This window comes from Streptomyces cahuitamycinicus, from assembly GCF_002891435.1.
In the GTDB taxonomy this organism is placed as follows: Bacteria; Actinomycetota; Actinomycetes; order Streptomycetales; family Streptomycetaceae; genus Streptomyces; species Streptomyces cahuitamycinicus.
In genome coordinates this window covers 1-19,384 of sequence record NZ_POUC01000050.1, presented here as the reverse complement: position 1 = coordinate 19,384, position 19,384 = coordinate 1, and the positions used below count along the sequence as shown (strand labels likewise).

The following is a 19,384-nucleotide window of genomic DNA, read 5'->3' as shown; positions in this document are numbered from 1 at the left end:
CGATCGGGGGATGTGTCCGCCGTGCCCGCCGTGCTCCTCCGGGAACGTTGCAGAGCGTGAACTAGGCTCTGGAGCACGCCCGAACCGGAGTCCCGGCGGGCTCGCGTGCGCGGTGGGACGGGAGTGTGGCCCGTGGCGGATCAGGTCGTGGAGACAGGCGACGTGCGGCCGGCCGGGCGCGCTGCCGGGGAGATCGAGTTCCTGGGCCGCACGCGGGAGTTGAAGGAACTGCGCGCCGACATCGAGCGCGCCGGGCTGGACACCCTGGCCGGCCGAAAAGCACCTCGCGCGCGCGTGCTGCTCATCGCCGGCCGGCCCGGTTCGGGCCGCACGGCACTCGCCGAGGAACTCGTCCGGCAGGTTGCGGACCGTTACCCCGACGGGGTGCTGCGGGCGAGCCTGACCGAGCCCGGCGATACCCCGGTCCCCGTCGGACGTGCCGCCCGTGACCTTCTCACCGCCCTGGACGAGCCGGCGCCGGCCGGGGCCTGCGACGACGACCTCACCGACGCCCTGCGCACCGCACTGGCCCACCGCCGCGCCGTGCTCCTGCTCGACGACGCGGCCGACGCCGAGCAGGTCGACGCCCTGCTGCCCGACACCCCGGACTGCCTCGTCGTCGCGGTCTCCGGAGGCCCGCTGACCGGCATCTGCGACGTCCGCCCCTGCACCCTGGGCGGCCTGGACGCCAAGTCCGGGGTGGAACTGCTGACCCGGCACACCGGCTCGGTCCGCATCACCGTCGACCCCCGTGCCGCCGAGGGCCTCGCCGAGGAGTGCCAGGGGCAGCCCGCCGCGCTGATGCTGGCGGGGGGCTGGCTCGCGGCACGCCCCCAGGCCGCCGTCTCCGACCTCGCCAAGCAGCTGCGCGCCGAGGACACCGAGGGCACCGCCCTGACCCGGGTGTTCCGGCTCGCCCACGCCGCCCTGCCCGCCGGCGCCGCGCGGATGCTGCGCCTGCTCGCCCTCGCCCCGGCCGGACTGGTCGACCCGCAGACCGCCTCCGCACTCGTCGGCTGCTCGGTCGGCAGCGCCCGCACCACCCTCGACGACTTCGTCGCCCTGGGCTTCCTGCACGCGGTGGACTCACCGCTGCCGCAGTACGAGGTGCCCGCCTGCCTGCATCCTCAGCTGCGGATCCTCGCCGAGCGCCACGAACGCCCGGCCGAGCTCCAGCTGGCCCGCGCCCGCATGCTGGAGCGGACCGTACGGCTGCTCCAGGCCTGCCGGGCGATCACCGAGACCGACAGCCCCCAGGCGCGCCAGAAGCTCCTCGACATGCCGCGCGCCCTGCGCTTTCCCACCCCGCGGGACGCCGCCGACTGGCTGCGCCTGACCCGGCCCGCCCTGCTGGCCTCGGCCCGGCTCGCGGTCGCCGACGGGGAGCTGGACACTCTGGCCCGGCGGCTGATGTCCCAGCTGGTCCGGGCGATGGCGGCGCACATCGGCACCCAGGCCGCCGCCGCCGACCTCTACGACATCCACAGCCTCGTCCTCGGCATCGCCGAACGCCGCGACCTGCCCCGGGAGCGTGCGGCGGCCCTGCTCAACCTCGGCGACCTCGACGCCCGCACCGGCCGCACCGCCGACGCCCTGACGCGCTACCGGGCCGCACTGGACGCCGGGCGCGAGGTGAACGACCCGTACGCGACCGGCCGCGCGATGGAATCCGTAGGCGGCGCGCACCTGGAGCTCGGCGACTACGACCGGGCCGCCGACTGGTTCGGGCGCGCGCTGGTCGAACGGCTCGCCCGTGGCGAGCGCGCCGAGGCCGCCCGGCTCTACGGGCGGATCGCCGCCGCCCACACCTTCGCGGGCCGCTACGGCGAGGCTCTGCGGAACTGGCGCGCGGCGGTCGCCGGCCACCGCAAGAACGGCGACGTGGCTGCTCAGGCACGGGCGCTGAGCGAGCTGGCGCGGGTCCAGGAGTACGCGGGTCGGCCCGAGGAGTCGCTGCGCACCTGCCGGGAGGCCGTGGAGTGGGCGCGGCGCGCCGATGATCCGCGGTTGCAGGCCGCCCTGCACCTGCGGGTCGCCGACACCCTGGAACGCCTGGGTGATCCCGCGTCGGCCGGGCTGCACCGGGGCGCCGCCGAGCGGATTCTCGGCGACTCAAACCTTCAAAACGACCCTGACGCCTGCGAAATCCGTACCGCATCACCTGGAGATTGATGCAATGAAAGGCTAGACAGCGAGAACGCCTTCATTAGACTGGCTCTGCCGCACGTTCTCCTGCGGTCTCTCCCGGTGTGCCCGCGTGTGCCCGGGTATGTCTTAGTAAGACCCCCCATACCCTCTGAGCCAAGGACCGTGATCGACGTGAAGGTCGGCATCCCCCGCGAGGTCAAGAACAACGAGTTCCGGGTGGCCATCACCCCCGCCGGCGTGCACGAGCTGGTGCGCCACGGCCACCAGGTCGTCATCGAGCGCGGCGCCGGCGTCGGCTCCTCGATCCTGGACACCGAGTACGTCGCCGCCGGTGCGCACATCCTGGACACCGCCGACGAGGTGTGGGCCGCCGCCGACCTGCTGCTGAAGGTCAAGGAGCCCATCGCCGAGGAGTACCACCGCCTCCGCAAGGACCAGACGCTCTTCACCTATCTGCACCTGGCCGCATCCAAGGAGTGCACGGACGCCCTGCTGGAGTCCGGCACCACGGCGATCGCCTACGAGACGGTCGAACTGCCCAGCCGCGCGCTGCCGCTGCTCGCCCCGATGTCCGAGGTCGCGGGCCGGCTCGCCCCGCAGGTCGGCGCCTACCACCTGATGCGCGCCAACGGCGGCCGCGGCGTGCTGCCCGGCGGCGTCCCCGGCGTGCTGGCCGGCCGCGCCGTGGTGATCGGCGGCGGCGTCTCCGGCTGGAACGCCGCGCAGATCGCCATCGGCCTGGGCTTCCACGTGACCCTGCTCGACAAGGACATCAACAAGCTCCGCGAGGCCGACAAGATCTTCGGCACGAAGATCCAGACCGTCGTCTCGAACGCCTTCGAGCTGGAGAAGGCCTGCCTCGAGGCCGACCTCGTCATCGGCGCGGTGCTGATCCCCGGCGCCAAGGCCCCGAAGCTGGTCACCAACGAGCTCGTCTCGCGGATGAAGCCCGGAAGTGTTCTTGTCGACATCGCGATCGACCAGGGCGGCTGCTTCGAGGACTCCCGCCCGACCACCCACGCCGAGCCGGCCTTCCAGGTCCACAACTCGGTCTTCTACTGCGTCGCCAACATGCCCGGCGCCGTGCCGAACACCTCCACCTACGCGCTGACCAACGCGACGCTGCCGTACATCGTCGAGCTGGCCGATCACGGCTGGGCGGACGCGCTGCGCCGCGACCCCGCGCTGGCCAAGGGCCTCAACACCCATGACGGCAAGGTCGTTTACCGCGAGGTCGCCGAGGCGCACGGCGTGGAGCACGTGGAGCTGACCTCGCTGCTCGGCTGAGCCGCCGACCAGCACGCGACGGCCGGTAAGTCGGCTAAGTCATCAACTAGCAAAAGCGATACGTCAACACAGGTCGTCAACGCCGCACGCCCGGCCGGACCTTGCCCGACAAGGTCCGGCCGGATGTGTGTATGGTCACTTCGCGATTCTCGCGCAACTCGCCTCGAACGTAACCCTTCAACCGATTCGCACACCGGTGAAACCTGCCGTGCGACGGCCGTACGCCCTTGACAGCGGGATGTTTCATTGCCGACACATCGGGCCGGGTCCGGCGGATTGTGTTGCTGCGGACGCCCGACACGCCATAGAGTCGCCAACCGTCGGCATGGTGCCACGCTGACCTGTCTAGAAGTTTCCTGGTCACCAAGGAGGTAAGACGACTTGTGAATGAGTCGACATTTACTCCCGGGGGTGGTCAACCAGGAATGCCTGCACCGGGCCAGGGGCCCGCGGGGTTCGAGGCTGTCGGCTCCGTCGCTGTGCGCACCTTCGCAGCCCACCAGAGTCAGCAGGCGACTCACACTGCACACCAGAAGATGGATGGCCATCACGTGAACGCCATGGCCGGCGACGGAAGTGGCGCGCCCCACAACCACTTCGCCGACTACGACGAACTGCCCGAGGGGCACTTCTACGACCCCGACGCGGAGTACGAGCCCGACCCCGAGTACGCGGCCACTCTCGCGCCCGACGCGGCCAGACAGCGCCGGGAGCGCGTAGGCCCGACCGGGCGCCCGCTGCCGTACTTCCCGATCCCGGGCCCACTGCCCGAACACGGACCCGCGAAGATCATCGCGATGTGCAACCAGAAGGGCGGCGTCGGCAAGACCACGTCGACCATCAATCTGGGTGCCGCGCTCGCGGAGTACGGACGCCGGGTCCTGCTCGTGGACTTCGACCCGCAGGGCGCGCTGTCGGTCGGACTCGGCGTCAACCCGATGGAACTCGACCTCACCGTCTACAACCTGCTCATGGAGCGGGGAATGGCGGCCGACGAGGTGCTGCTGAAGACGGCGGTCCCCAACATGGACCTGCTGCCCAGCAACATCGACCTGTCGGCGGCCGAGGTCCAGCTGGTCTCCGAGGTCGCCCGCGAGTCGACGCTGCAGCGCGCCCTCAAGCCGCTGCTGCCCGACTACGACTTCATCGTCATCGACTGCCAGCCCTCGCTCGGCCTGCTCACGGTGAACGCCCTGACGGCCGCGCACAAGGTGATAGTGCCTCTGGAGTGCGAGTTCTTCGCGCTGCGCGGCGTGGCCCTGCTGACGGAGACCATCGAGAAGGTCCAGGAACGGCTCAACCCCGAGCTGGAGCTCGACGGCATCCTCGCCACGATGTACGACTCGCGCACGGTGCACAGCCGTGAGGTGCTCGCGCGTGTGGTCGAGGCGTTCGACGACCACGTCTACCACACGGTCATCGGGCGCACGGTCCGCTTCCCGGAGACCACGGTCGCCGGTGAGCCGATCACCACGTACGCCTCCAACTCCGTCGGTGCCGCCGCCTACCGCCAGCTCGCCAGGGAGGTGCTCGCCCGGTGTCACGCCGAGTGAGTCTGCCGGGGGCCGACGAACTCTTCCGTACGACAGGGGGGATGGCGCTTCAGTCGTCCCAGCCCAGGCGTCAGGCCAACGGCGACGCCCGGGTGCCCGCTCCGGCGGGGGAGGGCGACGCGGCAGCGGCCGGGGAGGACGCACCGCAGTCGGTGCCCGCGCAGGGCGGTGACGGCGGGGGTGCCGAGCACGTCGCGGCGGACGCGGAGCCGGCCGAGGCCGGGGAGGCGCACAGCCGTTCCGCGACCGCCGAGCGCTCCGGCTCCGACCGTCGGCAGACGGCGCAGGAAGGTTCTGCCGCCGGTGCCGCGCCCCGCAAGCGCGGGCGGAACCCCTCGCGACGCCCCAGCGGCCGTGAACGGCACGACGAGAAGATCACGGTCTACGTGTCGGCCGAGGAGCTCATGGACCTCGAACACGCCCGTCTGGTGCTCCGCGGCGAGCACGGCCTGGCCGTCGACCGCGGGCGCATCGTCCGCGAGGCGGTCGCTGTGGTCCTCGCCGACCTGGAGACCCGCGGAGACGCCAGCATCCTCGTACGACGACTGCGCGGGCGGTAGCGGTAGCCTGCGGGGGCCATGACCTCGAACGCTTCCCCTCCTCCCCCCGGCGTCCCGGCCGGCCGCCGGCGTGCGCTGGGGAGGGGGCCGGCGGCTTCGCCGGGGGACTCCCCGAGCGCCGTGGTCCCCGGGCCGGTGAACACGGCCGAGCCCGTGGCACCGCCTGCGAACGCGGCCGGGCCGGTGGCCGTGGGCGAGCCGGGCGGGGCCACTGCCCGGACGCGGCCCGAGAGTCCGCAGGCCGCGTCCGAGGAGTCCTCCGGGACCGCCCAGGGCCCCCGGTCTCCGGCCGCTGACGCCGAGGCGGCCGGCAGCGGGGTCTTCAAGGTCCGGCTCGCCAACTTCGAGGGGCCCTTCGATCTGCTGTTGCAGTTGATCTCGCGGCACAAACTGGACGTCACCGAGGTCGCGCTGTCGAAGGTGACCGACGAGTTCATGGCCTACATCCGGGCGATGGGGCAGGACTGGGACCTGGACGAGACGACCGAGTTCCTGGTCGTCGCCGCCACCCTGCTCGACCTCAAGGCCGCGCGGCTGCTGCCCGCCGCCGAGGTCGAGGACGAGGGCGATCTCGCGCTGCTCGAAGCGCGGGACCTGCTGTTCGCCCGGCTGTTGCAGTACCGCGCGTACAAGCAGGTCGCCGACATCTTCAGCGGGCGCCTCGACGACGAGGCCCGGCGCTACCCCCGTACCGTCGGCCTGGAGGCGCACCACGCCGAGCTGCTGCCGGACGTCGTCATCAGCATCGGGGCGGAAGGATTCGCCAAGCTCGCCGTGAAGGCGATGCAGCCGCGGCCCAAGCCGCAGGTCTACGTGGACCACATCCACGCCCCGCTGGTCAGCGTGCAGGAGCAGGCGCAGATCGTCGTGGCCCGGCTCAGGGAGCTCGGAGAGGCCAGTTTCCGGGCCCTCGTGGCGGACACCGACGACACCCTGACCGTCGTGGCGAGGTTCCTCGCCCTGCTGGAGCTGTACCGCGAGAAGGCCGTCGAGCTGGAGCAGGAGACGGCGCTCGGGGAACTGCTCGTGCGGTGGACCGGCGGGGACGGGGGCGAGACACCGGCCGTCACGGACGAGTTCGACCGGCCGCCCGAGCCGCCGAAGGAGGAGAAGAAGGCGTGAGCGAGCGAACGACCGACCTGCCGGCCGGGCCGAGTGCCGTCGCCGGGCTCGATCTGAAACCGGCCCTGGAGGCCGTCCTCATGGTCGTGGACGAACCCGCGACCGAGGAGCACCTCGCGAAGATACTGGAGCGGCCCAGGCGCCAGATCGCGGACGCCCTGCGCGAGCTGGCCGACGAGTACACCGTCCAGGGCCGCGGCTTCGAGCTGCGGTACGTCGCGAACGGCTGGCGCTTCTACACCCGGGCCGCCTACGCGCCGGCCGTCGAGCGCTTCGTCCTGGACGGCCAGCAGGCCCGCCTCACCCAGGCCGCCCTGGAGACCCTGGCCGTCGTCGCCTACCGCCAGCCGGTCAGCCGCAGCCGGGTCTCGGCCGTACGCGGAGTCAACTGCGACGGTGTCATGCGCACCCTCCTCCAGCGCGGTCTGATAGAGGAGGCGGGCACGGAACCCGAAACAGGTGCGATCCTGTACAGGACGACGAACTACTTCCTGGAGCGGATGGGCCTGCGCGGTCTGGACGAGCTCCCGGAGCTCGCGCCCTTCCTCCCGGAGGCGGAGGCGATCGAGGCCGAGACCCAGGAAGGCGTACCGTCGTTCGACCCGGACGCCCCTGACGACGACGTGCCGGGCAGCCGCCCGGCCACCCCGGGTACCGACGACGAAGACGACCAGACGGAACTTTGATGCGAAGCAGCGGCAGCGGCAAGAGCGGCGGACGCGGTAACCACCGCGGCGCCGGCAACAACAGGGACCAGAAGCAGGGGCAGGGCCGCCCCAGCAAGCCCCGCCCCGAGGAGCGCCGCTACGACGTGGGCCCCGGGGGGACGAAGGAGGGCCCCAAGTCCGGGCGCGGCGGCTCGGCCCGGGGCGGCGCCAAGGGCGGCCCCAAGCAGCCCCAGAAGCAGGGGCGTACGGCCCCGGCTCGCCCGCGTGAGTACGAGGCGCAGGTCGAGGAGCGCAACCGCGACCGGTACGCCGGGAAGAAGGAGGTCAAGCTCCCGAAGACCTTCCCCGGTGCCGAGCAGGAGGGCGAGCGGCTGCAGAAGGTCCTCGCCCGGGCGGGCTTCGGCTCCCGGCGGGCCTGCGAGGAACTGATCGAGCAGGCCCGGGTCGAGATCAACGGCGAGATCGTCCTGGAGCAGGGGCGGCGCGTCGACCCCGAGAAGGACGAGATCAAGGTCGACGGGCTGACCGTCGCCACGCAGCGCTTCCAGTTCTTCGCGCTGAACAAGCCCGCCGGTGTCGTCTCGACGATGGAGGACCCGGAGGGCCGGCAGTGCCTCGGTGACTACGTCACCAACCGCGAGACCCGGCTCTTCCACGTCGGCCGGCTCGACACCGAGACCGAGGGCGTCATCCTGCTCACCAACCACGGTGAGCTGGCCCACCGGCTGACCCACCCGAAGTACGGCGTGAAGAAGACCTACCTCGCGCACATCGTCGGCCCCATCCCGCGCGACCTGGGCAAGCAGCTCAAGGACGGCATCCAGCTGGAGGACGGCTACGCCCGCGCGGACCACTTCCGGGTCGTCCAGCAGACCGGCAAGAACTACCTCGTCGAGGTCACCCTCCACGAGGGCCGCAAGCACATCGTGCGCCGGATGCTGGCGGAGGCCGGCTTCCCGGTCGACAAGCTCGTCCGGGTCGCCTTCGGGCCGATCACCCTGGGCGACCAGAAGTCGGGCTGGCTGCGGCGGCTGTCCAACACGGAGGTCGGGATGCTGATGCAGGAGGTCGACCTCTAGACCTTGTGAGCAGCCCCCACCCCCTTTTATAGTCGTACTGACTATAAAAGGGGGTGTTCTTGATGGACGGCTACGACAAATACGCCCACGAACCCTTCGCGGTGACCGTCGACCTCGCGGTGTTCACCCTCCGGGACGCCGCACTGCACGTGCTGCTCGTCGAGCGCGGACAGGAGCCGTACGCCGGACGCTGGGCCCTGCCCGGCGGATTCGTGCAGCCGGACGAGTCCGCGGAGACGGCCGCCCGGCGTGAACTCGCCGAGGAGACCGGCCTGTCCGACGTCTCGGGGCTGCATCTGGAGCAGCTGCGGACGTACAGCGAACCCGGCCGCGACCCCCGGATGCGGGTCGTGTCGGTCGCCTTCGCCGCACTGCTGCCCGACGCTCCGGAGGCGCACGGCGGCAGCGACGCCGCCGACGCCCGCTGGGTGCCCCACGGCACGGCCGGGCCGCTCGCCTTCGACCACGACCGCATCCTGGCCGACGCCCATGACCGGGTCGGCGCCAAGTTCGAGTACACCTGCCTCGCCACCGCCTTCTGCCCGCCCGAGTTCACCCTCGGCGAGCTCCAGCAGGTCTACGAGACCGTGTGGGGCACCGAACTCGACCGGCCCAACTTCCGTCGCAAGGTGCTCGCCACGCCGGGGTTCGTCGAAGCCGTCCCGGGCGCCGCGCGACTGACCGGCGGCCGCGGCAAACCCGCCGCGCTGTACCGCGCCGGAACCGCCACCGCCCTCCACCCGCCTCTCCTCCGGCCCACCCGGGAAGGACGCCCCGCATGACCACGCTCGTCCACAAGCAAGCCGCCACCGGAGCGCTCACGGGCCTGGCCCTCGGGGATGCGCTGGGGTATCCGACCGAGTTCAGTGACGTTCCGTCGATCCTCGCCGAGTTCGGCCCCTGGCGGCAGCTGGACCTGCCCGAGCGGGCCACCGTCTCGGACGACACCCAGATGACGCTGGCGCTGGGCCGGGCGGTGCGGACGGCCATGGACCGGGGGCTGCTCACCCCGCTGCGACTGGCCCGGTCCCTGCGTGAGGAGTTCGTCGACTGGTACCAGTCCCCCGAGAACAACCGGGCTCCGGGCCGCACCTGCATGAAGGCCTGCCACCTGCTGAAGGACGAGACCCGCCCCTGGCAGGACGCCAGTCGGATCGACTCCAAGGGCTGCGGCGCCAACATGCGCGTCGCGCCCCTGGGTCTTGTCCCCGGCCTCAGTGACGAACAGCGCGCGGGCGCCGCTCAGTTGCAGTCCGCCCTCACCCACGGGCATCCCACCGCGCTGGCCGCCTCCGACCTCACCGCACACGCCGTACGGCTGCTCACGCGGGGCGCCGAGCCGACCGGGCTGATCGGCCTGCTCCGCTCGTACGCCCTGGAGAACCGCAGCCGCTACCACGAGCGCTGGCTCGGCGACCTGTGGCGGCGGGCCGGGGACCCCAGTCCCGAGCGGTTCATCGCACGCGGCTGGGACGAGTGCCTGGAAGCCCTCGAGCGGCTTCGGCACGCCGTGCGCACCGTCTCGCCGGAGACCGACCCGTGTCTGGCCACCGGCGAGGGCTGGATCGCCGAGGAGGCCCTGACGACCGGGCTGCTGTGCTTCCTGCTCTTCGTCGACGAGCCGCTGACGGCCCTGCGCCGTGCCGCCTGCACCGCCGGCGACTCCGACTCGATCGCCTGTCTGGCGGGCGCCTTCGCCGGCGCGTACCTGGGTGCGGAGGCCTGGCCCGCCGAGTGGGCCGACCGCGTGGAGTACCGGAGCGACCTGCTCACCCTCGGGGCGCTGTGGGACGCGTGACACCGCGGAGCCGCCCGCGAGGCCTCACGTCAGGCGAATCGCGTTTCCCTCCACCGTGATCTGCTCGGCGGGCAGCGGCCGGGTCGCCGGACCCTGAGCCACCGCGCCGTCGGCGATCTGGAACCTGCTGCCGTGGCAGGGACAGTTGATCGTGCCGTCGGAGACGGCCCCCACCGTGCAGCGCTGGTGGGTGCAGATCGCCGAGAAGGCCTTGAACTGCCCCTGCTCCGGCTGGGTCACCACGACTTCCTCGTCCTTGAAGATCTTGCCGCCGCCGACCGGGATCTCGTCGATGTTGGCCAGGACCTGGCCGGCGGGTGCGCTCGTCGCGTCCTGGCCGGCGGGAGAGCTCGTCGACGCGGAACCGTTGTCGTCGCCCCCGCCGCCGCAGGCCGCGACGAGCGCCGCCGCGCCCGTCGCACCCGTCGCGAGGAGAACCGTGCGGCGCGTGGTCTCGTGGGTCATGTCGTCACTCCGGAGATGCCAAAGGGGGTAAATCGGAATGTGCCTCATCTTGGCACTGAACCTACCCAAAGGCGTCGATCCTGGCGTCTCAGCGAGCGAGCGCCGCGCACCGGGGCCGCGCGGGCTGACTAGGCTGGTCGGACGTAGAGCGACACGCACGTCAGCAAGGAGCATCGCCGTGGCGGTACGAGCGGTCCGGGGCGCCGTCCAACTCGAACGGGACGAGGCCGGGCACATGGACGAGCAGGTCGGAGCCCTGCTCACGGAGGTCCTTGAGCGCAACGATCTCGCCGCCGACGACCTGATCAGCATCTGGTTCACGGCCACCCCCGATCTGCACAGCGACTTTCCGGCGGCGGCTGCCCGCAAGCTGGGCATCGTCGACGTGCCGCTGATCTGCGCCCAGGAACTGGACATCGAAGGCGCCATGCCGCGTGTCGTCCGGGTGCTCGCGCACATCGAGTCCGACCGGCCCCGGGCCGATATCGCCCACGTCTACCTCGGCGCCGCGGCCGCCCTGCGCAAGGACATCGCCCAGTGAGGACCGCACTCGTCATCGGCACCGGCCTCATCGGCACGTCCGCCGCGCTGGCCCTGTCCCAGCGCGGCGTCACCGTGCACCTCGCCGACCCGGACCCGGAGCAGGCCCGTACGGCGGCCGCACTCGGCGCCGGCACGGACGAGGCGCCGGACGGGCCCGTGGACCTCGTGATCGTCGCCGCCCCGCCCGCGCACGTGGCCGACGTGCTCACCGACGCCATCCGCCGCGGTGCGGGACGCGGCTACCTCGACGTCGCCAGCGTCAAGGGCGGGCCGCGCCGAGAACTGGAGGCGCGCGGTCTCGACCTGTCGGCGTACATCGGCTCGCACCCCATGTCGGGGCGTGAGAAGTCCGGCCCGCTGGCCGCGACGGCCGACCTCTTCGAGGGCCGCCCCTGGGTGCTGACCCCGAACCGGGACACCGACACCGAGGTGCTGAACCTCGCCCTGGAGCTGGTCTCGCACTGCCGGGCCGTGCCGGTCGTCATGGACGCCGACGCCCACGACCGGGCCGTCGCCCTCGTCTCCCACATGCCCCACCTGGTCTCCAGCCTGGTCGCCGCGCGCCTGGAGCACGCCGAGGAGTCCGCCGTACGGCTGTGCGGGCAGGGCATCCGGGACGTGACGCGCATCGCCGCCTCCGATCCGCGGATGTGGATCGACATCCTGTCCGCGAACCCCGCGCCGGTCGCCGACCTGCTCACGGACGTCGCCGCCGACCTGGAGGAGACCGTGCGGGCCCTGCGCGCCCTGCAGTCCTCCGACGACCACAAGCGCCGCGAGGGCGCCGGCGGGATCGAGGACGTGCTGCGGCGCGGCAACGCCGGGCAGGTCCGCGTCCCCGGCAAGCACGGATCCGCGCCACGGGCCTACGAGGTCGTGGCCGTGCTCATCGACGACCAGCCGGGACAGTTGGCCCGGATCTTCGCCGACGCGGGTCTGGCCGGCGTCAACATCGAGGACGTGCGGATCGAGCACGCGACGGGGCAGCAGGCCGGTCTGGTGCAGCTGATGGTGGAGCCCAAGGCGGCCCCGGTACTGAGCGCCGCGCTGCGGGAACGGGGCTGGGCTCTCCGGCAGTAGCGGGGTGCGGGCCGGGGGCCGATCCCGTGGGCTGCCGCCCCCGGGCCCCCGCTCCAACCTGACCGGCCTTGTCCTCGAGCGCCGGCGGGCCGGATGGGGCCGGGCGTGCCTTCGGCCGTAGACCGGGGCTCCGGCTGAGGGCCCCCGGCTGAGCGCCGTCGGCATGGGTGCGCAGCCGTCCCGGACGCGCGGCCGGACGAGTGACGCGAACCCAGTAACCTTGTGCGGGGCACTCGCGCCCTCACCCCCGCCGAGCCCGGTCCAGGAAGGTCCCCACTGTGGAAAGCGCCACGCCAGTGATTGTCGCCATCGACGGCCCCGCCGGCACCGGCAAGTCGAGCACCTCGAAGGCCGTGGCGGCCCAGCTCGGGCTGAGCTACCTGGACACCGGCGCCCAGTACCGGGCTATCACCTGGTGGATGGTGAGCAACGGCATCGACATCGACGACCCCTCCGCCATCGCCGCCGCCGCGGGCAAGCCCGAGATCGTCTCCGGTACCGACCCGGAGGGCCCCGCCATCACGGTCGACGGCGTGAACGTGGCCGGTCCGATCCGCACCCAGGAGGTCTCCTCCAAGGTCAGCGCGGTCAGCGCGGTGCCCGAGGTGCGCGCCCGGATCACCGAGCTGCAGCGCTCGATCGCCGCCTCCGCGGAGCAGGGCATCGTCGTCGAGGGCCGGGACATCGGCACGACCGTGCTGCCCGACGCCGACCTCAAGGTCTTCCTCACCGCCTCCCCGGAGGCGCGCGCCGCCCGCCGCAGCGGCGAGCTGAAGGGCTCGGACGTCCACTCCACCCGTGAAGCCCTGATCAAGCGGGACGCAGCCGACTCCAGCCGCAAGACCTCCCCGCTCGCCAAGGCGGACGACGCCGTCGAGGTGGACACCACCGAGCTCACGCTGGCCCAGGTCATCGAGTGCGTCGTCACCCTCGTCGAGGAGAAGCGGGCCGGAAAGTGACCGAGCTGCCTTCGGCGCGGGGTGCCGAGGTCGGGCGGCGCATCGGCGTCGGCCTGATGTACGGGCTGTGGAGGCCGCGGGTGCTCGGCGCCTGGCGGGTGCCCGCGAGCGGGCCGGTGATCCTCGCGGTCAACCACTCCCACAACATCGACGGCCCGATGGTCATGGGCGTTGCGCCCCGGCCGACACACTTCCTGATCAAGAAGGAAGCGTTCATCGGGCCGCTGGACCCCTTCCTGCTCGGCATCGGGCAGGTGAAGGTCGACCGTGACACCACCGACCGCACGGCGATCACCCACGCGCTGGGCCTCCTGGCGGGCGGCGGCGTGCTCGGCATCTTCCCCGAGGGCACCCGGGGCGAGGGCGACTTCGCCTCGCTGCGCGCCGGGCTCGCGTACTTCGCGGTGCGCAGCGGCGCCCCGATCGTCCCGGTCGCGGTGCTGGGAAGTTCCGACCGGCCCGGACGGTTGATAAAGATGCTGCCTCCGCTGCGCTCCCGCGTCGACGTCGTCTTCGGCGAGCCCTTCGAGGCGGGCGACGGCAGCGGTCGCCGGACGCGCAAGGCCCTGGACGAGGCGACCGGGCGCATCCAGAAGCAGCTCGCGGCCCACCTGGAAAACGCCAGGCGCCTCACCGGGCGCTAGGCGAGACTGAGTAGTGGACCAGCCCGGAACAGCGGGTACTCCACCGACCACCACGATGAACGACGAGGTACGGACTTCATGAACGACCACATCCAGCCCGACGGCTCGGACGCGTCCGAGGGCGCGCTCGAGCACGACCACGGGGCGCTCGGCGACGCCGAGTTCGCGGAGTTCATGGAGCTCGCCGCGGAGGAGGGCTTCGCCCTCGAGGACGTCGAGGGCGCCATCGAGGCGGCGGGCCACGGTCCGCTGCCCGTGCTCGCCGTCGTCGGCCGTCCCAATGTCGGCAAGTCGACCCTGGTGAACCGCATCATCGGGCGCCGCGAGGCCGTCGTCGAGGACAAGCCCGGCGTCACCCGCGACCGCGTCACCTATGAGGCCGAGTGGGCGGGCCGCCGTTTCAAGGTCGTCGACACCGGCGGCTGGGAGCAGGACGTCCTCGGTATCGACGCTTCCGTGGCCGCCCAGGCCGAGTACGCCATCGAGGCCGCCGACGCGGTCGTCTTCGTCGTCGACGCCAAGGTCGGCGCCACCGACACGGACGAGGCCGTCGTCCGGTTGCTGCGCAAGGCCGGCAAGCCGGTCGTGCTGTGCGCCAACAAGGTCGACGGCCAGAGCGGCGAGGCCGACGCGGCCTACCTGTGGTCGCTGGGCCTGGGAGAGCCGCACCCGGTCTCGGCGCTGCACGGCCGCGGCACCGGCGACATGCTCGACCAGGTCCTGGAGGTGCTCCCCGAGGCCCCGCGCGAGACCTTCGGCGGCGGCATCGGCGGCCCGCGCCGGATCGCCCTGATCGGGCGCCCGAACGTCGGCAAGTCCTCCCTGTTGAACAAGGTGGCGGGCGAGGAGCGCGTCGTCGTCAACGAGCTGGCGGGCACCACCCGCGACCCGGTCGACGAGCTGATCGAACTCGGCGGAGTCACCTGGAAGTTCGTCGACACGGCGGGCATCCGCAAGCGCGTCCACCTCCAGCAGGGCGCCGACTACTACGCCTCGCTGCGCACCGCGGCAGCCGTCGAGAAGGCGGAGGTCGCGGTCATCCTGATCGACGGCTCCGAGTCCATCTCGGTGCAGGACCAGCGGATCGTCACCATGGCCGTCGAGGCGGGCCGTGCGATCGTCCTCGCGTTCAACAAGTGGGACACCCTCGACGAGGAGCGCCGCTACTACCTGGAGCGGGAGATCGAGACCGAACTCGGCCAGGTGGCGTGGGCGCCGCGGGTGAACGTCTCGGCACGCACCGGGCGGCACATGGAGAAGCTGGTCCCGGCGATCGAGACGGCCCTGGCGGGCTGGGAGACCCGGGTCCCGACGGGCCGGCTGAACGCCTTCCTCGGTGAGCTGGTCGCCGCCCACCCGCACCCCGTCCGGGGCGGCAAGCAGCCGCGCATCCTGTTCGGCACGCAGGCGGGCACCAAGCCGCCGCGGTTCGTGCTGTTCGCCTCCGGTTTCATCGAGGCGGGCTACCGGCGCTTCATCGAGCGCCGGCTGCGCGAGGAGTTCAGCTTCGACGGGACGCCGATCCACATCTCCGTGCGGGTGCGCGAGAAGCGCGGCAGGAAGAAGTAGCACGAAGCACTGGAAAGGGCGGCCCCGAACGGGGCCGCCCTTTCCAGTGTCCGAATGCCCGCTCAGACGCCGCCGCGCCGCCCGGGCGGCAGCGCGGCCGGTACGTGGTGCATCCCCGTGCTGTGTGAGCCGATGGTCCCGACGCGCTGCCACTGCGGCTGCTGCCCGGCGGCATGGCGGGCGCTCTGGGCGCCCGCGCTGTAGGCGCTGTAGGAGCTGCCGTACGCCCCTGCGTACGAGCCCGGACTGTGCGGGATGTTCCCGAAGGCGGTGAAGCCCAGCTTCTCCTCGCCGCTGCGGTCGCCGGGCAGTGCGCGGAAGGACTTGACGTACTCGGCGTAGAGCGCGTCGTAGATCGGCGTGGCCGATGGGCCGCCCTGGGAGTCCTGAGCCGATCGCGCGGACGGGATCGGCGAGAAGGACTGGCGGCGGGGAACGTCGTATGCGTGCACGTATGTCCAAACGACCCCGCGGGTCAGGGGATGCGGTCCGGGTACGGCTTTCGCAGGTCTGCGGCGTGCTGGGGTGACAGGCGGCTCAGGTGACGGGCGGCTCAGGTGCCGGCCAGCGGCAGCGCCGAGCCGACCAGTTTTCCGTTCGCCGCCGCCTTGTCCAGCGCGTCCCGCAGCAGGTCCTCGCGCGGCTGGCGGCCGATCGAGCCGACGGGCGCGGCGAACATCAGCACCTGCTGGTGCTTGTTGGCCGCCGCGCGCCAGCCCTCGGTCACCTGGAGCGGCTGGTGCGCCTGCCACCAAGCCACCGGCTGGCCGCCGTTGCTGCCCGGCTGGAGCACCGCGTGCAGCTGGCCCACGGCGAGCAGCACCGACCAGCCGTGCAGCACCGGGGGTACGGCGGACAGTTCCGTCAGTGGCATGAAGCCCTGCTCGATGAGCAGCGGCAGGAAGTCGTCGCCGGTGCCGCTCCTGCCGGGCCGGGCGATGGGCCCGGTCGGCTCCACCACCAGAGCCGGGTGGAGCTCCCCGCCGATCAGAACGAGCCCGCTGGTCACGCCGAGCACCGCCTGCTCGGGCACCGCCTTGTCGGGCACCACCCTGTCGGGCTCCAGGTCGACGGTGTCGCCGGCGATGGACTTCACGGCACCCCGCAGCTGCTCCTCGGTGACCTGCACGACCTGCGAGGGCAGACAGCCGGCGTGGGCGAAGGCGAGGACGGCGGTCTCGTCACCGATGAACAGGACGGTGCTGGTGCGCTCCTGCTCGGAGTCGCCCGGAGTGCGGCAGGACGTGCAGTCGTAACTGCCCGGGGCGGTCTCTCCGGCGAGCAGGCGGTCGGCTTCTTCGTCGCCGATCTCGGCGCGTACCTCGTCGCTGACGTCGAGCATGCGCGGCACGGGTGGCTCCCTCGGGGATGCGGTGCGTGGCTGAGCCGGGTGGCTCCCGGCCTGTGGTCCGGGTAGGTCCCGGCTCATGAAGAAGACAACGGGTGATCTGTGGCGGGAGTCACGCCCCAGGGCGAACGGAATCGAACCAACCGGCGCGCAGGGTCACGCTTCACGCGGAATCGCGCACTCACCGTCAACTCGCCGATGCGCAAAGGGCGTTGACGGGGTGAAGTGGGTCACAGATCGTCAGGTGAGGTGGTGAACAAATCCGGAAATCCACGAATGAAGTGGGTGTCCGAAAATAGCCGTTACCCGAGGTATCGGCGAACTGGCCTGCCCGGACGGGTGACCGGTTGATGCCGGCCGCCGGCCTCCTTAGATTCCTCCGCCGTGTGCAACGAGCACCGCTCGGGTACGTCCACCGGCCGCCGGGTTCCCAGGAACCGGGCACGGCACCGCTCCGGTGGACGGGGCGAGCGCGACCCTCGCGCCCCATGGCGCGGGAGTGGCGCTCCGCCTTGGGGGACCCCGGGTGTTTCGAAAGGGACCTACATGTCCGAATGTGCCGATTCCTCTCGCCCCGACGCCCGGAAGAGCCAGGCTCGTACGACGGCGGTCCTCGCCGGGGCGGCACTGCTCGCGCCCCTCGGACTGCTCGCCGCGACCGGGAACGCCGCGGCGGCCGACAGCGGAGTGTGGGACCGCATCGCCCAGTGCGAGAGCGGCGGCAACTGGCACATCAACACCGGCAACGGCTACTACGGCGGACTCCAGTTCGCCGCCTCCACCTGGAACGCCTACGGCGGCACCGCCTACGCGCCCACCGCCGACCGGGCGAGCAGGTCCCAGCAGATCGCCGTCGCCACCAAGGTCCAGCGCGCCCAGGGATGGGGCGCCTGGCCGACCTGCTCGGCACGCGCCGGGGCGAGCGGCGGCGCACCCGCCGCCGACCCGGTCACGTCCACCGCGCCGGCCCCGGCGAAACCGCCGAAGGCGCCGGCGCGTGCCACGGAACACGCGGACCGCGGCTCCTCCCGCGGTGACTACACCGTCCGCCGGGGCGACACCCTGAGCGGTGTCGCGGCCCGGCACGGGACCACCTGGCAGCGCCTCTACGCCACCAACAAGGACGCCATCGGCGAGGACCCCGACGTGATCGTGCCCGGCCTGCGCCTCACGTTCTGAGCCGCCGATCCCCCTCGCCGGGGCACGGGCCCCGTCCGGTCGGCCGACCGGACGGGGCCTCGGTGTCCGTCATCACCCCTGGAGTTCGCCCGCCTCCCCGGCGAACACGACGGTTCCGCGGCGCAGTTCGTAGACGATCGCGGACCGGTCCCGCAGAGCGGGCGGCAGTCGCTGCTCGGCGACCACCACACACGCGTCCAGTGCGCCCAGCAGCTCGTACGTCCGGGCCGCGACCGGGGGCGACATGCCCTGGGCGGGCTCGTCGACGAGCACCACGCGCGCGCGTGCGAGCAGGGCCCGCGAGAGGGCGAGCATGCGCTGCTCCCCGCCCGAGAGGGTGCCGGCGCGCCGCTCCAGCAGGGGCCGCAGCTGCGGGTAGGCGTCGAGGGCGGTGGTGTGGTCGCGCGCGGCGAGTGCCAGATTCTCGCGCACGGTGAGCGAGCCGAACACGGCCTGCCGCTCCGGCACCAGGCACATCCCCCGCCGGGCCCGTTCGTACGCCGGGACGCGGGTCACGTCCGTGCCGTCCCACACCACCGCGCCGCCCGACAGGGGCACGGTGCCGGCCAGAGCGCGCAGGGCGGTGGTGCGGCCGGAGCCGTTGCGGCCGAGCAGCACGGTGAGGCCCGGGCCGGGGGCGGCGAGGGTGACGCCGTGCAGGGCCTCCAGGGGGCCGTAGCGCACGCGGGCGTGGCGCAGGGAGACCGTCGTCATCGTCCGGCCCCCGGGTCCAGGGCGTCCAGCACGCGCCCGGGCGGGCCGGATGCGACGATCCGGCCCGCGGTCATCACGTGCACGACGTCGGCGAGACCGGCCACCAGATCCAGGTCGTGCTCGACGACGAGGAGGGCCGTGCCGTCGGCGGCCAGGGCCTTCAGGACCCGGGCCAGGGCGGTCACTTCGGCGGTGTCGAGACCGGCGGCGGGCTCGTCGAGGAGCAGGACGCGGGGGCTTCCCGCGAGGACCCGGGCCAGTTCGACGCGGCGCAGCGTCCCCGTGGGCAGCCCGGCGGCGGGCCGTGCGCGCAGGGGCCCGTCGAGCCCGAGCAGCCTGAGGGAGTGCTCCACGGCGCCCGGGTCGGTCACCAGGCCGTGCTCGGCGCCGACACGGACGTTCTCGGCCACCGTCAGCGAGGGGAAGACGGCCAGTTGCTGGAAGGTCCGTGCGACACCGAGCCGGGCGCGGGCATGGGCGGGCAGCGCGGTGATGTCCCGCCCGCCGAGACGCACGGTCCCGCACGCGGGCGGCAGCGTCCCGGCCAGGCAGTGGAACAGGGTGCTCTTCCCGGCCCCGTTGGGCCCGACGACCGCGGTGATCCGGCCGGGGGAGAGGTCCAGGTCCACACCGTTTAGGGCGGTGAAGCCGCCGTAGCGGGCGTGGAG

Annotated in this window: 20 protein-coding genes; 15 read left to right on the top strand and 5 right to left on the bottom strand. The window is 72.4% G+C overall.

The window, feature by feature from the left end:
- Nucleotides 1-132 precede the first annotated feature (132 nt).
- The 9 genes from C1J00_RS09820 to C1J00_RS09780 all read left to right on the top strand — a co-directional run bounded on the left by C1J00_RS09820 (nucleotide 133) and on the right by C1J00_RS09780 (nucleotide 10,215).
- Nucleotides 133-2,172, top strand: coding sequence for a tetratricopeptide repeat protein (locus C1J00_RS09820; RefSeq protein ID WP_102908651.1), 2,040 nt, complete (start codon nucleotides 133-135; stop codon nucleotides 2,170-2,172).
- A gap of 138 nt (nucleotides 2,173-2,310) precedes the next feature.
- The gene (gene ald, locus C1J00_RS09815) at nucleotides 2,311-3,435 is read left to right on the top strand and encodes an alanine dehydrogenase (RefSeq protein ID WP_102908650.1); all 1,125 of its coding nucleotides are present in this window, start codon (nucleotides 2,311-2,313) and stop codon (nucleotides 3,433-3,435) included.
- Between the two features lie 425 nt (nucleotides 3,436-3,860).
- Nucleotides 3,861-4,988, top strand: a complete 1,128-nt coding sequence (locus C1J00_RS09810) for a ParA family protein (protein ID WP_079128914.1) — start codon at nucleotides 3,861-3,863, stop codon at nucleotides 4,986-4,988.
- Nucleotides 4,973-5,548 (top strand): hypothetical protein, encoded by a 576-nt coding sequence (locus C1J00_RS09805; RefSeq protein ID WP_102908649.1) that lies wholly within the window; start codon nucleotides 4,973-4,975, stop codon nucleotides 5,546-5,548. The genes C1J00_RS09810 and C1J00_RS09805 overlap by 16 nt, the downstream gene beginning before the upstream one ends.
- Nucleotides 5,549-5,566: 18 nt before the next feature.
- The gene (locus C1J00_RS09800; protein WP_102908648.1) at nucleotides 5,567-6,670 is read left to right on the top strand and encodes a segregation and condensation protein A; all 1,104 of its coding nucleotides are present in this window, start codon (nucleotides 5,567-5,569) and stop codon (nucleotides 6,668-6,670) included.
- Nucleotides 6,667-7,356, top strand: a complete 690-nt coding sequence (scpB, locus tag C1J00_RS09795) for an SMC-Scp complex subunit ScpB (RefSeq protein ID WP_102908647.1) — start codon at nucleotides 6,667-6,669, stop codon at nucleotides 7,354-7,356. Before C1J00_RS09800 ends, scpB begins: the two co-directional genes overlap by 4 nt.
- Entirely contained in the window at nucleotides 7,356-8,417 is a 1,062-nt protein-coding gene (locus C1J00_RS09790) for a pseudouridine synthase (protein WP_102908646.1), read from the top strand. Before scpB ends, C1J00_RS09790 begins: the two co-directional genes overlap by 1 nt.
- A 62-nt stretch (nucleotides 8,418-8,479) precedes the next feature.
- Nucleotides 8,480-9,199 carry an NUDIX hydrolase gene (locus tag C1J00_RS09785; RefSeq protein ID WP_102908645.1) on the top strand — a complete coding sequence of 240 codons (720 nt, stop codon included), beginning with the start codon at nucleotides 8,480-8,482 and terminating at the stop codon, nucleotides 9,197-9,199.
- Nucleotides 9,196-10,215: an ADP-ribosylglycohydrolase family protein gene (locus C1J00_RS09780; protein ID WP_102908644.1), complete on the top strand. Its 1,020-nt coding sequence runs from the start codon at nucleotides 9,196-9,198 to the stop codon at nucleotides 10,213-10,215. Before C1J00_RS09785 ends, C1J00_RS09780 begins: the two co-directional genes overlap by 4 nt.
- 24 nt (nucleotides 10,216-10,239) lie before the next feature.
- Here the strand turns inward: C1J00_RS09780 and C1J00_RS09775 are convergent, their stop codons facing one another.
- Nucleotides 10,240-10,680: a Rieske (2Fe-2S) protein gene (locus C1J00_RS09775; protein ID WP_102908643.1), complete on the bottom strand. Its 441-nt coding sequence runs from the start codon at nucleotides 10,678-10,680 to the stop codon at nucleotides 10,240-10,242.
- A 178-nt stretch (nucleotides 10,681-10,858) separates the two neighbouring features.
- Between C1J00_RS09775 and aroH the strand changes: the two genes are divergently transcribed.
- The 5 genes from aroH (at nucleotide 10,859) to der (ending at nucleotide 15,475) form a co-directional block, all read left to right on the top strand.
- On the top strand, nucleotides 10,859-11,221 hold the full coding sequence (aroH, locus tag C1J00_RS09770) for a chorismate mutase (RefSeq protein ID WP_102908642.1): 363 nt from the start codon (nucleotides 10,859-10,861) through the stop codon (nucleotides 11,219-11,221).
- Nucleotides 11,218-12,303, top strand: coding sequence for a prephenate dehydrogenase (locus tag C1J00_RS09765; RefSeq protein WP_102908641.1), 1,086 nt, complete (start codon nucleotides 11,218-11,220; stop codon nucleotides 12,301-12,303). The genes aroH and C1J00_RS09765 overlap by 4 nt, the downstream gene beginning before the upstream one ends.
- Nucleotides 12,304-12,581: 278 nt before the next feature.
- On the top strand, nucleotides 12,582-13,262 hold the full coding sequence (gene cmk, locus C1J00_RS09760; RefSeq protein ID WP_102908640.1) for a (d)CMP kinase: 681 nt from the start codon (nucleotides 12,582-12,584) through the stop codon (nucleotides 13,260-13,262).
- Nucleotides 13,259-13,906: a lysophospholipid acyltransferase family protein gene (locus tag C1J00_RS09755; protein ID WP_102908639.1), complete on the top strand. Its 648-nt coding sequence runs from the start codon at nucleotides 13,259-13,261 to the stop codon at nucleotides 13,904-13,906. The genes cmk and C1J00_RS09755 overlap by 4 nt, the downstream gene beginning before the upstream one ends.
- 78 nt (nucleotides 13,907-13,984) lie before the next feature.
- Complete coding sequence (gene der / locus C1J00_RS09750) at nucleotides 13,985-15,475, top strand: ribosome biogenesis GTPase Der (protein ID WP_102908638.1); 1,491 nt, start codon at nucleotides 13,985-13,987, stop codon at nucleotides 15,473-15,475.
- A 62-nt stretch (nucleotides 15,476-15,537) separates the two neighbouring features.
- Here the strand turns inward: der and C1J00_RS09745 are convergent, their stop codons facing one another.
- Together C1J00_RS09745 and C1J00_RS09740 are read right to left on the bottom strand one after the other, a co-directional pair.
- A complete protein-coding gene (locus C1J00_RS09745) occupies nucleotides 15,538-15,927 on the bottom strand; it encodes a hypothetical protein (protein ID WP_102908637.1) in 390 nt (129 codons plus the stop codon).
- 101 nt (nucleotides 15,928-16,028) lie between these two features.
- Nucleotides 16,029-16,826: a DUF8842 C-terminal domain-containing protein gene (locus C1J00_RS09740; protein WP_102908636.1), complete on the bottom strand. Its 798-nt coding sequence runs from the start codon at nucleotides 16,824-16,826 to the stop codon at nucleotides 16,029-16,031.
- Between the two features lie 543 nt (nucleotides 16,827-17,369).
- Here C1J00_RS09740 and C1J00_RS09735 point away from each other — a divergent pair.
- Entirely contained in the window at nucleotides 17,370-18,002 is a 633-nt protein-coding gene (locus C1J00_RS09735; RefSeq protein ID WP_102908635.1) for a LysM peptidoglycan-binding domain-containing protein, read from the top strand.
- 72 nt (nucleotides 18,003-18,074) lie between these two features.
- Here the strand turns inward: C1J00_RS09735 and C1J00_RS09730 are convergent, their stop codons facing one another.
- Together C1J00_RS09730 and C1J00_RS09725 are read right to left on the bottom strand one after the other, a co-directional pair.
- The gene (locus C1J00_RS09730; RefSeq protein ID WP_102908634.1) at nucleotides 18,075-18,716 is read right to left on the bottom strand and encodes an ATP-binding cassette domain-containing protein; all 642 of its coding nucleotides are present in this window, start codon (nucleotides 18,714-18,716) and stop codon (nucleotides 18,075-18,077) included.
- The coding region (locus C1J00_RS09725) for an ABC transporter ATP-binding protein (RefSeq protein WP_146046165.1) at nucleotides 18,713-19,384 on the bottom strand (672 nt) is incomplete at its 5' end. The genes C1J00_RS09730 and C1J00_RS09725, both read right to left, overlap by 4 nt.